This is a genomic window from Kitasatospora sp. NPDC059408, assembly GCF_042751525.1.
Taxonomy (GTDB): domain Bacteria; phylum Actinomycetota; class Actinomycetes; order Streptomycetales; family Streptomycetaceae; genus Kitasatospora.
The window spans coordinates 20,490-35,269 of the sequence record NZ_JBHYWI010000086.1 but is presented as its reverse complement, the minus strand read 5'-3'; the positions used below and the strand labels follow the sequence as shown (position 1 = coordinate 35,269).

Annotated in this window: 10 protein-coding genes; 3 read left to right on the top strand and 7 right to left on the bottom strand. The window is 70.6% G+C overall.

Translation table 11 applies throughout. From position 1 onward, the window contains the following. Positions 1-46 precede the first annotated feature (46 nt). Both ACFXDE_RS36840 and ACFXDE_RS36835 read right to left on the bottom strand, forming a co-directional pair. A complete protein-coding gene (locus ACFXDE_RS36840) occupies positions 47-3,052 on the bottom strand; it encodes an AAA family ATPase (RefSeq protein WP_380498753.1) in 3,006 nt (1,001 codons plus the stop codon). Continuing rightward, positions 3,052-4,218 (bottom strand): exonuclease SbcCD subunit D, encoded by a 1,167-nt coding sequence (locus ACFXDE_RS36835; protein WP_380498754.1) that lies wholly within the window; start codon positions 4,216-4,218, stop codon positions 3,052-3,054. Before ACFXDE_RS36835 ends, ACFXDE_RS36840 begins: the two co-directional genes overlap by 1 nt. 1,293 nt (positions 4,219-5,511) lie before the next feature. On the opposite strand from ACFXDE_RS36835, the gene ACFXDE_RS36830 reads away from it, so the two are divergent. Next, positions 5,512-6,702, top strand: a complete 1,191-nt coding sequence (locus tag ACFXDE_RS36830; RefSeq protein ID WP_380498752.1) for an Ig-like domain repeat protein — start codon at positions 5,512-5,514, stop codon at positions 6,700-6,702. Between the two features lie 461 nt (positions 6,703-7,163). On the opposite strand, the gene ACFXDE_RS36825 is transcribed toward ACFXDE_RS36830, so the two are convergent. The 5 genes from ACFXDE_RS36825 to ACFXDE_RS36805 are packed head-to-tail and all read right to left on the bottom strand — an operon-like array spanning position 7,164 to position 13,486. Continuing rightward, the gene (locus tag ACFXDE_RS36825) at positions 7,164-7,871 is read right to left on the bottom strand and encodes a hypothetical protein (RefSeq protein ID WP_380498751.1); all 708 of its coding nucleotides are present in this window, start codon (positions 7,869-7,871) and stop codon (positions 7,164-7,166) included. After that, entirely contained in the window at positions 7,868-8,185 is a 318-nt protein-coding gene (locus tag ACFXDE_RS36820) for a hypothetical protein (protein ID WP_380498750.1), read from the bottom strand. The genes ACFXDE_RS36825 and ACFXDE_RS36820 overlap by 4 nt, the downstream gene beginning before the upstream one ends. Continuing rightward, positions 8,182-11,043 carry a tetratricopeptide repeat protein gene (locus ACFXDE_RS36815; protein WP_380498749.1) on the bottom strand — a complete coding sequence of 954 codons (2,862 nt, stop codon included), beginning with the start codon at positions 11,041-11,043 and terminating at the stop codon, positions 8,182-8,184. Before ACFXDE_RS36815 ends, ACFXDE_RS36820 begins: the two co-directional genes overlap by 4 nt. A gap of 2 nt (positions 11,044-11,045) precedes the next feature. Beyond that, a complete protein-coding gene (locus ACFXDE_RS36810) occupies positions 11,046-12,296 on the bottom strand; it encodes a hypothetical protein (protein ID WP_380498748.1) in 1,251 nt (416 codons plus the stop codon). Then, on the bottom strand, positions 12,296-13,486 hold the full coding sequence (locus ACFXDE_RS36805; RefSeq protein ID WP_380498747.1) for a hypothetical protein: 1,191 nt from the start codon (positions 13,484-13,486) through the stop codon (positions 12,296-12,298). Before ACFXDE_RS36805 ends, ACFXDE_RS36810 begins: the two co-directional genes overlap by 1 nt. A gap of 609 nt (positions 13,487-14,095) precedes the next feature. On the opposite strand from ACFXDE_RS36805, the gene ACFXDE_RS36800 reads away from it, so the two are divergent. Both ACFXDE_RS36800 and ACFXDE_RS36795 read left to right on the top strand, forming a co-directional pair. Continuing rightward, the gene (locus ACFXDE_RS36800) at positions 14,096-14,260 is read left to right on the top strand and encodes a hypothetical protein (RefSeq protein ID WP_380498746.1); all 165 of its coding nucleotides are present in this window, start codon (positions 14,096-14,098) and stop codon (positions 14,258-14,260) included. A 110-nt stretch (positions 14,261-14,370) separates the two neighbouring features. Then, positions 14,371-14,547 (top strand): hypothetical protein, encoded by a 177-nt coding sequence (locus tag ACFXDE_RS36795; protein WP_380498745.1) that lies wholly within the window; start codon positions 14,371-14,373, stop codon positions 14,545-14,547. Positions 14,548-14,780: the final 233 nt, after the last annotated feature.

Genomic DNA, 14,780 nt, shown 5'->3' with positions numbered 1-14,780 from the left:
GGGGGCCGGGGGGGGGCGGGGGGGGCCCCCCCTGCCGCGGGTCGGCTCAGTGGGCCGGTGCGCACTCCAGGGCCCTGATGGTCGAACCGTTTTCGTGCTTGCGCACGTGCATCTGTGTGGGAATGCGCCGGCGCAGGTCCGCGACGTGGCTGACCACTCCGACGGCCCGGCTGTGGGAGCGCAGTTCGTCGAGGACTTGGAGGACTTCGTCCAGGGTGTCCTCGTCGAGGCTGCCGAAGCCCTCGTCGATGAAGAGGGTGTCGAGGCGGCTGCCGCCGGCCTCGTGGGCGACGATGTCGGCGAGACCGAGGGCCAGGGCCAGGGAGGCGAAGAACGACTCCCCTCCCGAGAGGGTCTTGGTGTCGCGGGTCTGGCCGGTCCACTGGTCCAGGATCTCCAGCCCCAGACCCGAGCGGCCCCTGCCGGAGCGGGTGTCGGTGTGGGAGAGCAGGTAGCGGCCCAGGGACATCCGCTTCAGGCGGGTGTTGGCCGCTCGTGCGACGTCTTCGAGCCGGGCGGCGAGGACGTAGGCCTCCAGGTGCATGCGCAGTTGGTTGTCGGTGGAGGTTCCGGCGGCGAGTTCGGCCAGGTGCCTGGCGCGCGCGTGCTCCTCGGCCAGCGGGCCCAGACGGGTGGTGTGCGCGGTGAGGCTGTCGATGTGTGAGGCCAGGGCTTCGCGGCAGGTGCGGGCTGCGGTCTCGGCGGCGGTGGCGGTGGCCAGGTGTTCGGTGACCTCGGCCAGGGCCGTGTCGGCGGCCTGGGGATCCGCGGGGTCCTGCTGTGCGGCCGCCGCGACGACCGGGTCCGCCAGCGTGGCCGTCTGGGTGGCCTGCTCGGTGTGCCAGGTGGCGAGCTCGCCTGCCATGTGGTCGGTCCTGCCCCGTGGGAGCAGTGCTTTCCGCACGTCGTCGAGCGTGTCGAAGCCGGCATCGGTGGCCTGCTCCTCGGCGCCGCTGCGTGCCCGGGCGAGGTTGGCCGCCGTGGTGTCGGCGTGCCGGATGGCGGTGCGGGCTGCGGTGATCGTTGCCCGCTGTCCGGTCAGGTGGGTGATGCGGTCGGCCACGCTCGGGTGCCCGTCGAGTGCTTCTTTCAGCCGCCGGCCGAGGAGTTCGGCTTCACCGGCGTGGGTTTCCTGGCGCCCGATGTAGTCGCCGATCCGTCTGCCGATCGCCGTGAGTTCCTTGGTGCGCTCGGCGTGCTGTTCGTCGAAGAGCCTCAGCTGCTCTTCGGCGGGTGCGATGTCGGCGGCCGCGCCGAGCAGTTCGGCATGGGTGCGCTCGGCGTCACGGTGGGTCTGCTCGAGGTCCGCGGTCGTGGCGTCGCCGGCTTGTTCCCGGGCCGCTTCGGCTTCCGTGGCGTACTTCGTGGCGTCCACTTCGGCCTTCTGCCAGGCCCTGTCGGACTTGCGGAATTCCTGGTCGGCCTGTGCGGCGTCTTCCCGGGTGGGGTGGCCCTCCCCCGCAGTGGCGGGCCTGGGGTGGGTCGGGGAGCCGCACACGGGGCAGGGTCGGTCGGCCTCCAGCTGTCCGGCGAGCTCACCGGCCATGCCTTCGAGGCGCCGATCGAGCAGCTCCCTGTACTGCCGTCCGGCCGCGAGTGCGGCTTCCTTCAGCTTCTCGGCCTTGGCACGGGCCTTGGCACTCTTGCCGGCCAGGGTGTCACGCCGGCGGGCCGCGTCAAGCTGGCGTGCGAGCTGTGGCAGCGTGGCGCCGAGCCGGACGGCTTCGACGTGGGCCTGCTGGGCCGCCTCCAGCCGGGCGGTGTGCTCGGTGCGTTCCTCGTCCGCGTGCTGCAGTCGGTCGGCGATCTCCGTCTGGTCGGCTTCGGCCTGCTCCAGTTCCGCGTCCAGGGCCGCCAGGGCGGCGGTCAGTTCGGCGGCTCGTTGCTCGTCGTGGCGCAGGGCGTCCAGCTGTCCGAGGTCGTTCGCCAGCTGGTTCTCGACGGTGGCCAGATCCGCGTCGCCGGCCTGGGTGTGGGGCTCGGGCAGGTTCTGCGTGGCCTTGTCCCGTGCTTCGGCGGCCGCGGTGTGTTCGCGGTCGGCGGCGTCGAGGGCGTTCAGCAGTGCGCGTACCGGCTCGGCGCGCAGGGCGCGCTCCAGGGTCTGCTCCAGTGCCCCGAAGTGGTCGTCCTTCGCGCGGAGTTCAGCGAGCGCCCGGGTCGCGGTGCGGTGGCGGTGCTGGCGCTCGGCGAGGGCGTGGACGGTCTCCGCGTGTTTCGTCGCGGCGCCGTGCTCGTCGCGGGCCGTCGCCTGTACGGCCAGCGCGCCGTGGTGGGCCGTGTCGGCGGCGGTGCCCAGTGAGTGAGCCCAGCCGAGCGTTTGCGCGGGGGTGAGGTCCGGGGCGTCGGGGGAAGGGGTGGGTGCGGTGATGGTGATGCCCACCGTGGCGGCGGCGTGCTGGATGCGGTCCGCGTCACGCCACACCCCCGCCTGGGCCTCGTCGCGGAGGCGGCCGGTCTCCTTGGCGTGGTCGGAGAGCCAGCGTTGGACGGCGGTGAACCGGTGGGTGCCGAAGAGCCGGCTCAGGACGGCACCCCGCTCGGTGGCGTCGGCCCGCAGGAACCTGGCGAACTCACCCTGGGGTAGCAGCACGACCTGGCAGAACTGGTCACGGCTCATCCCCAGCAGTGCGCTGATCTCGCTGTTCGTCTCCTGATGTCCGGAGACCACCGGCTTCCACACCTCTTGCCCGAAGGCGGTGTCGGCGTGCCGTTCCATCAGGTGGGCGGTGGCCGAACGAAGCGTGACACGGCCCGGCTTCTCCTGCTGGGGCGTACGGGTGATCCGCAGCCTGCGCCCTGCCATGGTGAATTCCAGCTCGACCTGGGTCACGGTGGCAGCATCCGCGTGATGGCTGCGCAGCGACAGCGCGTGGCGCTTGCCGGGGACGTCCCCGTACAAGGCGAAGCAGACGGCGTCGAAGACGGTGGACTTGCCGGCTCCGGTGGCGCCGTGGACCAGGAAGAGGCCGCCTTGGCGCAGGGTGTCGAAGTCGACGCTCTCGCGGGTGCGGAACGGCCCGAAGGCCTGAAGAGTGAGACGGTGAAGACGCATCAGGCGGTTTCCTTCACGATTTCCTCGACTCGGGCTTCCTCGACGGCGCGCAGGAGCAGGCCTGCCTCGGCGGGGTCGGGTTCGCGGCCTCCCCTGACGTAGCTGATGAAGTCGCGGGTGATCTCGAGGTCGGTGCGGTGGCGGGTGCGGGCGGCGTAGGACGTGGTGGTGGTGTCGGTTCCGCCTTCGGGGGCGAAGTCGAGGTGGACGGCGTGGGGGAAGCGGCCGCGCAGCCGGTCCATCGCGTGGACGGGGCGTTGTGGGTCGGTCAGGGTGACGTGCAGCCATGCATCGCGCAGCGTCTCGTAGACCGGGTCCCCGAGGAGGTCGTCCAGGCGGCCGGTGAGGGTCGAGAGCGGACGGGGCACGGGACAGGGCAGGGGCTCGATGGCGGGGGTTGCGCCGGGGTGGAGGTCGACGATCCACATGGTCTTGGCGTAGCGGGCCTCGTCGAAGGAGTAGGCCAGGGGGGACCCGCTGTAGCGGATGCGGTCGGTGATCTTCTGGGGGCGGTGGAGGTGGCCCAGGGCGACGTAGTCGGCGCCGTGGAAGACAGACGCGGGAACCGTCGGGATTCCGCCCGCGGTGATGTCGCGTTCGCTCTCGCGGCTTTCTGCGGCGCCGGTGACGAAGGCGTGGGCGAGGATGACGGCGCGGGTGCCCGCCGGCCGGGTGGCGAGGTCTGCGCGGACGCGGTCCATTGCGGCGCCGAGGACGGATTCGTGGGTGGGGGCGCCGGCGCCGAGCTCGTCGCGGGTCATGGCCGGTTCCAGGTAGGGCAGGCCGTAGAACGCGACGGGGCCGTGGGCGTCGTTGAGCACAGCGGGCAGGTGACAGGTGGCCGGGTCCGTGCGCAGGTGGATGCCGGCACGCTCGATCAGGCGGGAGGCCACACCCAGACGGCGGGGGGAGTCGTGGTTGCCGCTGATCATGATGACGGGAACGCCGAGGTCGGCGAGGCCGTTCAGGGCGTGGTCGTAGAGGGCGACCGCGTCCAGCCCCGGAATGGCGCGGTCGTAGACGTCGCCGGCGACGAGGACCGCGTTCACCTCGTGTTCCTGCACGGCGGCCAGCATGTGGTCGAGGAAGGCACGCTGGTGCTCGATGAGCGGTTCGCGATAGAAGGTCCGGCCCAGGTGCCAGTCCGAGGTGTGGAGCAGCCGCATGGTAGCGGGCATCGATGTGAACTCCTTTTACCTGCAAGGGTTTTACGAGGTCGGTCGCAGCGGCGGCACCGCGGCTGGCGAGCCGGGTCGTCTCCACGGCTCGGTGGGGCCTTCGGCGTGGGTCGGTACGCCTGCCTGATCGAGCGGGGGTGCCGTGCGTCCGAGCTGTCCACGGTGTCATCGCGGTATTCGCCCGTACAGGTGGTGCGAGGGGTGCCGGTGGTGAACACGGTGGCGCCCGGGGCGCGGGAGCCGGTTCATGCTCTTGTCGACACCTGACCGGGAGGACAGCTGCTGTGCGACCGACCCAAGGGGATTTGCCCAGGTCACAGTCCCGGCAAGGCTTCTGAGAGGAAATTCCGGGGGTGTTGCCCGGACCGCCCCGCAACCAAGGAGACCATTTGTTCGATTCCTGTGGGTCTCGGACCGCGTGAGATGTCAGTGCCGGAGTGTAGGGACGGGCGCGACCGCACAGGCTCTGGGGCGGCGCTTGGGCCGGGTAGAGAGAGCGCTGACGGCCGCACACCTCGGGTCCCTCGAACATGGGACCGGCCCCGGCCATGTGGCAGGCCGGCATGGCCGCTGGCGAGGAAGCCCTCTCTGTATCTCCTCGACAGGCCGCGCAACTCCCCCGGTGCGTAAGTCCCGTGACGGCACCGGGTAGGAGGCGGCCAGCCGCCGACAAGCCGATCAGATGGAAGCGCCTACGAGCATTCGCGCGGCGCCCGGGCCACATTCGCCGACGGCGTATCAGGGCCTTTCAGCCCTGCTCCGTCGAGCGGCGCGTTCTCTCGCATGCGGTCAGCCGCTGTCTCAAAATCCAGCGTGTACAGGGCAACTGCCGATGGCCTGGCCGGCCCGGGAGCATCAGTCACGGCGACATGAGCCAGGGCTGCGAATGCCCCGCACGGCACCGGCCGCCTCCGCCACAGAGCTTCTGCCTTGCTCGCGGCAGCAACCAGATGTTCGTACTGGTGAATAAAGGTGGCAGCCCCCTTTGACCGATTCGGCGTCTGCCACCAACCAGTCACCCTCAAGCATCCGGCCAGCTCGGGTGCTGCCGAACGCCCGGCCAGGGGCCGCCGGTGTGAACCGGCGGTGTGTCAGCTCGGTGGGCAACCGCGACCCCGCCCATGTGATCGACAGTAACGGAAGGCGATCCCTCGCCGAGAGACCCTCTTCCCTTTTCTGGAGCTGATCGTGACGTTCCCACTGTCCGAGGTCGCCGACCGGCCGAGCTCAACGCACGGGCACCATGCCGGTTCGTCCGGGCGTCGGAGCCGGGTGGCGGCCGTGGCGGCCGCCGTGTTCTGCGCCGCGGCCGTCGCCCCGCTGGCGCTGCCCGCGCCCGCCCACGCACAGGGCACCTGCACGGTGTCCGGCCCCACCACCACCTGTACGTTCGCCTCCACCGGCGCCGAGCAGACGTTCACCGTGCCCGGCAGTGTCACGCAGGTCGACGTCACGGCGATCGGCGGGGCCGGCGGCGTGGAGGACAACGGCGTCGGCGGCGGCCGGGGCGCCCAGGTGTCCGGCACCCTCACCGGGCTCTCCGGGGGGCAGACCCTCTACGTCGAAGTCGGCGGCACCGCCACCGGCGGCGCCCAGTGCGCCGGTAGCGCGCAGTGCACCGGCGGGTTCAACGGCGGTGGCAGCACCCACTTCGGCGGAGGCGGCGGCGGCGCCTCCGACGTCCGCACCCAGCCCGGCACCACACCCCTCACCACCACCGACTCCCGCCTCATCGTGGCCGCGGGCGGCGGCGGAGCCGGCTGGGCCGGCCAGTGCACCGGAAGCGCGGGCGGAGACGCCGGCCAGCCGGGCACGAACGCGACCTGCAACGGAGGAAACGGCGGCGGGGCGGGCACGTCCACCCAGGGCGGGGCCGGCGGCACCGGCGGGGGCGGGTTCTTCGGCGGTGGGCCCGGCACGCTCGGTACCGGCGGCACCGGAGGCGGCCCGGGCGCCTCCCTGACCGGCGGTGCCGGCGCCGGCGGCTACTACGGCGGAGGCGGCGGAGGCAACATCAACCCCTTCATCAGTCCGAGCGGCGGCGGGGGCGGCGGAGGCGGAGGCTCGTCGCTCGTCCCCGCCGGCGGCACCGGCCCCACCATCACCAGCGCCGCCCCGAGCATCACCATCAGCTACACCACCCCGGGCAAGCCCGTGAAGACGACCCTGACCGCGATGCCCTCCCGCACCCGGGTCGGCGCTCCGGTCGTGCTCAGTGACATCGTCTGCCCGGCCAGTACGAGCGCCACGACCAGGCCGACCGGCACGGTCACGTTCACCGACACCACCACCGGCACGACCCTCGGGACCGGACACCTGTTCCTCTCCCTCGGCAACTGCGCGGCGACCGGGACCGTCACCGCCTTCCGCACCACCGGCACCCACACCATCACCGCGGTCTACAGCGGCGACACCGTCTACCAGGGCAACAGCGCCAGCCCCGAGACCACCACGGTGACGGTGACGGCCTGAGAACGCCGCAGAAGCGCCGGCCCCGCCATGGGGCGGGGCCACGCACCGCGGTGTCGCGCCCAGGTGACAACGATCCGAACAGTCCCAGGTGCCGTCCGGGCCGGGCTTGAGTTCCGCCGACACCGCCGTTCCCTGCGCCTTCATCCGCCCGAGGAAGTCCGCACCTGGCGGCGGGTCCCGGTGGTCGACGGATCGGCCGTGCCGAACTGCCATGGGCCGCCGCTGGGCTTCAGCGCGACGGCCAGTTGATCGTGGCGGTCCGCGTCGCTATACGCGACGGCCGGCGCGCCGATTCTGCTGTTGGGCCAGGTACGCGATGCCGGGTTCGCCGTCGGAGTTCAGGGTGAAAAACGACTGGCGTCCCGGGCTCGTGCCCCGCGATGATCCTGCCGGCGAAAGCGTTCCCGCGCCGCCGACCGGTACCGGCGAGTAGTCGCCCCGAGAACAGCCGTGTTGGCCCGTCAGGTCGCCGGGACGGTCATCGTCGCCCGCTGCTGGCCTTGCGAGGTCAGCACGATGGTGAACGACTGGTAGTGCCCGGTGACCGGCACCGTGGCGTCGATGCGTGCGGTGCCTCCCGAGTCGGCCGTCCGGGCGGTCCGCAGCACCACGGTCTCCACTCCGCCTGCGTCCTTGGCCGTCACCGTCGCCTGGGCCAGCGCGCCGCGGCTCACACCGTTTGCGGAGGCCGTCGCACTCAGGCTGGTCGTGCCCGCCAGACCGGAGCTCTGGAGGCCGACCTGGTACCAGGGATCCGCGGTCACCGCTGCCGTCAGCCCGGCCAGGCCCGCGCAGAGGACCGCGGAGAACAGCAGCCAGCCGGCCGCCCTCACCCAGATGGAAAGCCCCAGCTCCTCCTTGTACCAGGCCTCCACATCGAGCAGGTTGTCCAGGGCGACCGCGCGGCTGCGCAGGACGAGGTAGCGCAGCGCCATAAGCACCGCGGCCAGGGTCAGGACGATGGCGATCAACGCGAACGCGCGGGCCAGCGGACGGTGCGACAGCTGGTCCACGCTGACCAGCCCCAGGGCGGTGAGCGCGGTGCCGACCACCGTGACGGTCGCGATGACGAACTTCGCGTTGGCCGCGACCCGTTGCAGTGACTGGTCGGGCGCGAGCGCGTCGGCAGCCTTCTGCCACCGCAGCGTGTCGGAGGTCGGGGTGTTCATGGCTGCACTGTTCCGTCGCACTGGACGTCGTGGGATCCGCTGTCGGCTCCCGCGAGCCCCTGTGCCCGCCGACCCGGTCCCGTCAGGCGCCGCGCCAAACCGGTACGACCATCACCGCTCTTACCGGGGCACTGGACGATCACGCGGAACTTCTGCGGCCCGGGTGACCGCCCGGTGTCCCGTGAGAAGCCGAAGCTGGCCACCACAGTCGGGTCGCCGAGTGCCTTCTGCTTGACGGACTCGGTGAGGTCTTGGCCGTGCGCAGCGCAGGTGTAGATGGCGGGGATGAAACGGGGGATGGGTGCTGTGGTCATGACGTTCCTCCCGTGACGGTCCGGTCCGGTTCTCTCTTGCCCGCGCCGTCCGGCCGCAGCAGCGCGCGGATCGCGGCCAGCGTGGGCACCTCGGGTGCCGCGAAACCGGGCTGGGCCAACACCACCGACAGGTCGTGATCCGCCACGCGGAACAGCGACCTGCGCCGTCCGTCGTGCGGTACGGCCCGGACCTTGGCCGCAGCCTGTTCATAGGTCGCCAGGGCGCGCTCGGCCGGGCCGGTGCCGAGCAGCGCGAGCGCCAGATCGAAGTGGAGTGCGTGCACCTCCTCGTCGAGCAGCAGCGCCTCGGCGAACTCACGGCTCGCCTGCGCGAATTCCCCCAGGCGGAGGTGACACCAGCCGAGCTCGGCGAGTTCCATCATGTCGGTTCCCGGCACTCGGGCCAGCACCGCTCTGAACCGTGGTTCGGCCTCCGCAGCTCCTTCCTGTAGCAGCAGGTCGGCCAGCCCGATCTCGGCCCAGATCTCGTCCTCGTCGGCTTCGAGCGCCGTCAGGAAGCGTTCACCGGCCTCGGTTCGGCGCCCGAGCACCTCGAAGAGCCAGCCAAGGGCCGTCCACGCCCAGCCGAGCGGCGATCCGCGCTCCGACCCTTCGAGTTCCACGGCCCGTCCGAAAGCCGCCTCGGCCTCCGTCGGCCGGTCGATGTCCATGAGGACGCTGCCCCGCAGCGCCCATGCCCATGCGTATTCCGGGTCCAGGCGCAGCGCCTGATCGAGCGAGACGAGTGCGGCCTCGTACTCGCCGAGCCCGTGTTCGGTGGCTCCTCTACAGGCCCAGGCCCAGGAATTCTCCGGGTCCAGCTGAATTGCCCTGGTCAGCGATGCGAGCGCCTCGGCCGACCGGTCCCGACGGCGTAGCAGGTCTCCGAGTTCCGCGTGGATCCAGCCGAGCTTGTCGTCCTGTTTCAGGGCCTCGCGCAGCAGCTTCTCGGCGTCCGGGTCGTCCAACTCCGCGAGTACCTGACCCTGGTTGGCGAGGAAGTACGGGTTGTCCCCGTCGAGTTCCAGCGCCCGGTCCAGCTGCGGACGGGCGGCCGCAGGGTCGCCCAGAAGGCGTAGTGTCTGTCCCAGATCGGCATGTGTCTGTGCGGTGGCCTTCCGAACCCGCTCAGACATGCCCCTGTCCGCGGCCTCAATGCTCTCCTCCGACCGCCGCACCGCCTCTTCCAACGGCGGCCTGGCGTCCTCGAACCGCCCGGCCAGCATCAACGCCCGGCCCAGGAGCGCCGGGAACACCAGGTCGTCCGGATGCTGGGCCACGCCCGCCTGCGCCACGGCAGCTGCCTCGGTGTAGTCTCCGCGCTCGATGAGCAGACCGGCCAGCGCGGCTCGGGCGTCCGGATCGTCCGGCAGCAGGTCGACCAGGCGCCGACGTAGGCTGAGCGTCTCCTCCGGCCGGCCGAGCCTCTCCAACGCCTCGGCCTCGGCGTCCACGGCCGGCGCCCAGCTGTCGTCCAGCGCGAGCGCCTGCTGCGCCGCGCCGAGCGCCTCCTGCGGGCGGCCCAGTTCGTTGAGAAGCAGCGCCCGTGCTGTGATCAGCGGTACCCACCTGGGGTGGGACAGCAGTGCATTGTCGGTCTCCGCGAGTGCGCGTTCGAACGCGCCGAGGTTCGCCATGAGCTGGATCACCTGGAGCCGGTCGTCCCGGTCGGCCGCACCATCCGCGACGAGCCCGCGCAGCACCTCGATCGCTGCCTCGTACTGGTTCTGCAGTGCCAGCAGCTGAGCATCGAGGCGCCGCAGGTCGGCATGGGCCGGCCACAACTCGCGGGCCTCGCTCACCGCGTCACGGGCCTCCGACCAACGGCCCTCCATCGCCAGCACACGCGCACGGGCCTCCAACAGCTCCGGGTCGACAGGGGGGTGGGCCAACCCGGGTTCGAGGTAGCGCAGCGCCTCGTCTGGACGCCCGTCCAGGGCCATAAGCTGCGCGGCCAGCGCGCGGGCCCGGTGCTGTTCGGGGTCCCGCGCCACGACGTCCTGAGCCGCCGGCAGCGCCTCTTCGGGCCGGTCGAGCTGGGCGAGCACGTAGGCTCGGCCCGTTCGGGGGTCCGGGTGCTCGGGCGCCAGAGCGACCGCGAGGTCGAAGCACCTGAGCGCTTCCTCCAGCCGGCCCTGGCCCATGTAGCCCGTCCCCGCCTCGTCGTACCAGGCTGCGGCCCCAGCAGGCCGGTCGTTGTCCCGCTCGACCTCGGCAAGCCGTTCGGCCAAACGCGGGTCCACGAGCCCTGCCTCCCACGCGGCTGACAGGAGCTCGCCGCGCCGTCGCTGCCCGGACCCAGCGCCCCGAAGCGTCCCCTGCTCCGCCGACCCTTTCCCACTGGCCGACGCGTCGGCGATCCGCAGAACCACGTCCACGGGGACTGGCAGCCGCCGTTCGAGGGCACGGATGACCGCATCGACGGCCTCGTCCGTCCGGTCCAGCTCTGCCAGCGCCGTTCCGTAGTCCGCCAGCGCCGGGAGATCGACATTGGAACGGGACAGGTCGGCGGTCTCGAAGCGGTCGGCAGCCGCCTCGAAAGCCTGATGTGCCGCACCGCGATCGATCGGCAGCAGCGCGCACCCGATCACGGTCATCGCACTGGCCTCAAGCAGCCGAAGCCGCGGCTGCTCACTTTCGGGGACACGGCTCGCCAGCGCGGCAGTGATCTTCGCTAGCAGCTTGGCCGTCAAACGGGCGGCTTCGGCTTCGCGGCCGGTCATGAGCGCCTCGCGAGCATTCGCCAGCTCGGCGATCAGCTGCTCCACCGGGGAGCCGGCGCGATCCCAGTGCTGCGCGCCCGCGACGGGACGCCGGGGGTCCGCGGCGGAGGACCGTGGTGCGATCGCATCGGTCATCGCTACCACCTCGCCGGCTCGGGCTTGGGCTTGGGCGTGGCGCGGCCGGACTTCTTTTTTCTCGGCCTCTGCTGGGCGTCCGCGATTTCCTGACAAAGGCTACGGGTGATGCCGGCTCCTTTTGTCGTCCATTCCGGCCGGCGCATCCGCACGTACCAGGAGGCATTGAGCACGTCGCGCAGCTTGTCCGTTTCCACGATTTTCGGTTTCACCGGATCATTATTCAATTCGAGCTGTTTCAGCCATGCCGTGCCCCACTCCTGCGCTCTCAACCAGTTCTCCTGGTCATATCCGACATAAGGCCATGAGTATTGGGAGAATTGCTTGTAGACGGACCCTGGATCGATTGTCAGGCCGTCCAGCGGCCCGCCCGGCCCGGGCAGGGGCGGCGGCAGGGAATTGATCGCCTCCTTCCACCACGTGGCAAGAGTTCCGTGAATGCCGTTCTGGATTCGGTGGTCCACGGCATCGTCAGCCGCATCCACCATCCCGCAGACCATGCGCACCCGCTGGTCGACCAGCGCCCGGGAAGCAGGCGTCGCCGATATCAGGTCGAGCCGCAGCAGCATCAGTGCACAGGCATAGGCCGGCCCGGTCGTGAAGGCCCCGAAGGCATCCGCGAGCAGCAGCCGGACCCGCTGCTCGACCTCCGGCCGCCCCACCCCCAGTTCACGGACGGCATTGGCCTCCAGCTCCTCCATGAAGGTTTTGATCGTCTTGCTCTCGGTGATCGCCAGCCGGCCGTACTCGTGCGCGACGAGCGGCAGCGTCCATACATCCCACTCCGGGAACCGCACATGAGCGATGCGCCTCGGTGCCGCCGTGACAGCGGCATCGTGCGAGGGAATCGCAATCGCAGGCGCCTTTCCGACGTGGGCTGCCTGCTCCCTCATCAGGGCATCCGCGAGATGGCAGATATCGCCGTCCAGCCTCCGATCACGGAACACCAGTCCGCCCAGCAGCTCCAGGCACTCCCGGAATATCCGTTCGCTCTCCTCTTGAATGGTGGCGAATTGCCGCCAGCCCTCCCCGAGGGCGAGGCCGTCATCGCCGTCCAGCCGATCTCTCAGATTCGCCAGCTTTACGAGCTCGATCTGCGACTCGTCATGGACGCTCTCGAATGCGTTCTTCCAGTCCTCCTCGCGCACCGGGGAGCCTTCCAGAGGGAGCCGGCTCTCGGCGGCGTCACGGGCCCGGTTGAGATGGCTCTCCAGCGCCTCGATCCGCCCCTGCAACATCATCGACAAGGGCATCACGCCACCTCCGAACCGCCGGAAGCGATCAACCTCCGCGCCTGCCGGGCGATGCGCCGGTCGGCACTGTCGTCGACACCGCGAAGGCGGACCAGCCAGGCCGCGTTGACCACGTTGCGAATCCGTTGGCCGTCCGAGCTGTCGCCGGACACGTCGAGGGACGTGTTGTGGGACGCGTCGGCGGCAGTCAGTCGATGGGCCAGCAGCATCGCGTGCAGCCAACCGTCGTACCCGGCCGTCGGGAGGAACTCGGCGATCAGGTCCGAGGAGGCGGCGAACCAACTGCTGAACGGCTCGGGAAGCACGCCCCGCCCGTCCCTCCCATCCGCCGTTCCCGCCTCCCCAGTGCTCGACTGCCAGGCCGTCACCATGGCGTCCCGGACCCAGGCGTAGTCCTCAACTGCCCCGCTTCCGTCGAGCGCCGCCGTGATCACCGCCATCCGGGTGTTCGGTGCGGGGTGCGTTGCGGAGTCGTCGCGCGCCTCCACCGGATCGAAGCGGTCGAAGGCGCAGGTCAGGCCGTAGCACGGACCGAGAACATGGGTAGCGAACACGTCGGAGAAGATCTCGTGGAGCCAGGACCAGTAGTGGGGCTCGTCTGCCCGGGCAGACTCCAGCAGGCCCTCGAACGGGTGCACCGACCGCGCGCCATCGGCCCGCTTCAGCTCCGGACCGAGGAAGTGACCGAGCTCGTGCACCGCCACGGGCAGTTCCCAGAAGGACCGGCCCGGGTACCTTACGCGGATGACCCGAGTACTGCGCGCGTAGAACTCCCGGCTGCCTAGCACGGTGAAGGCGCCCCAGGGGACGTCGGTCTTCTTGACGATCTCGTCGATAAGCGCGTCGGCCAGGCCGCAGTAGCCCTCGTCCGCGCCGGCTGCCCGCAGCGCAGCGCCCTCAACCAGGGCGAGGATCTCCTCGAAGAGTCCGGTCAGGTCGGTCTGCAGTACGAAAAGGTCGGTCCACACCTGGCCCGGCGGGCCGTCCGACACTGCGGCGGACAGTTCCCGGGCTTCCTTGCGGCGTCGACCCAGCTCGATCCGAAGGCGGATCTCGATGCGCTCGCGTAATTCCTCGGGCTCGATCGAGGCGAGGCTGGACTGAGCCGCGTCGATCTGGGCGATCAGCGCGTCGATGCGACTTCGCAGCAACCCCTCTGTCGTGCGCTTGGCAGGTGTGCCACCGGACATTGAGGTTCACCACCTCGTCGAATGGCTACTTGTCAACCATTGTGTCCGCATTTGGGTGAATAACTCCAGCCCCCCTCGGTGCTGGCGTCCGTGTGGCGGGACACGATGGCGTTGGCCAGTGTGACGGCGTTCTCGAAGGGCGTAGGCGCGGTGACTGCGGCGGCGGGCGCGGGGCAGTGGCGACCAGCGGACGTAGGCCCGCAGCAACGGGGCATGCTCGGGCCGGCGGGTGGTGACGCGGGCCAGGTCGCATTCGAGGTGGGAGGGGGGTCATCGCGTTCGGGCAGCGCCTGGTGGGCGCGCAGGACACCGCGCAGGTAATCGACCACCCGCGCACCCGACCGGCTCGACGCCGAGACCAGAGTGTCCAGGTCCTCGTGGGTCAGTCGGCGCCCATCGGCTACCGTGCCGGCCAAGAGGGCGGCGGAGCGGGAGTTCCGGACCGTAAACCCGCAAACCGGGCGGTCAAACTCACCTGGCACCGGCCAATCGAACCGCTCACCCGTCGGCTGGAGCGCAGGCGATGGTGCGCTCGACGCCCCAGCGGTAGGCACCCAGGTTGGAACCTTGAGGTACTTGTCGTGGTCGTAGCCCCGGTCGGCCAGCAGGATGTCCGGTCTGCGGCGCGGGATCGAACGCGAAACGCTGATCGAGGCATCACTGGAGCGAGTCCAGTCACTGGTGGCCGAGCCCGGATTCCGGGTGGCCGACAAGGCGAGCCTTCCCGGCACCGTGGCCAGGGAAGGCGAGGAGGTGGTGGCGAAGAACCCGTAGTACGGCGACTTCGCGGTGCGCGTGGAGAAGGTCGAACCGCCGACTTACCTGGCCTACCGCTGGGCCAGCGCGTTCCCGGAGAAGAACTGCGCGAGGACAACAGCACCCTCGTGGAGTTCACGCTGACGCCGGAGGACGGCAAGACGCGGCTGCGCGTGGTCGAGAGCGGGTTCGCGAAACTGGCCGGGTCCGAGGCACTGCGCGACAAGGCGGTCGAGGACAACACCGGCGGCTGGCGCCGGGAGCTCGACGCCCTCAGGACGCGCGCCGAACAGCCCTCCGCGTGACCCGAGAGAGGGGCATCCAGGAGCGCTGAGGAACATCCCCAGAGCCGGGACGGCGGCCTGCCGTACCCGTGGGTCCGGGTCGGCCGTGTACCGGACGAAGTCCTCGACGTGCTCGCGCATCCGGGCACGACCTCCGCTTAGGGCGTCGACGCGTAGCCGGACGGACTGTAGTAGACGCCGTCGGGGTCGCAGCCCAACGCCGCGTCGCCGAGGGTGAGCACACGTGGCGCAAC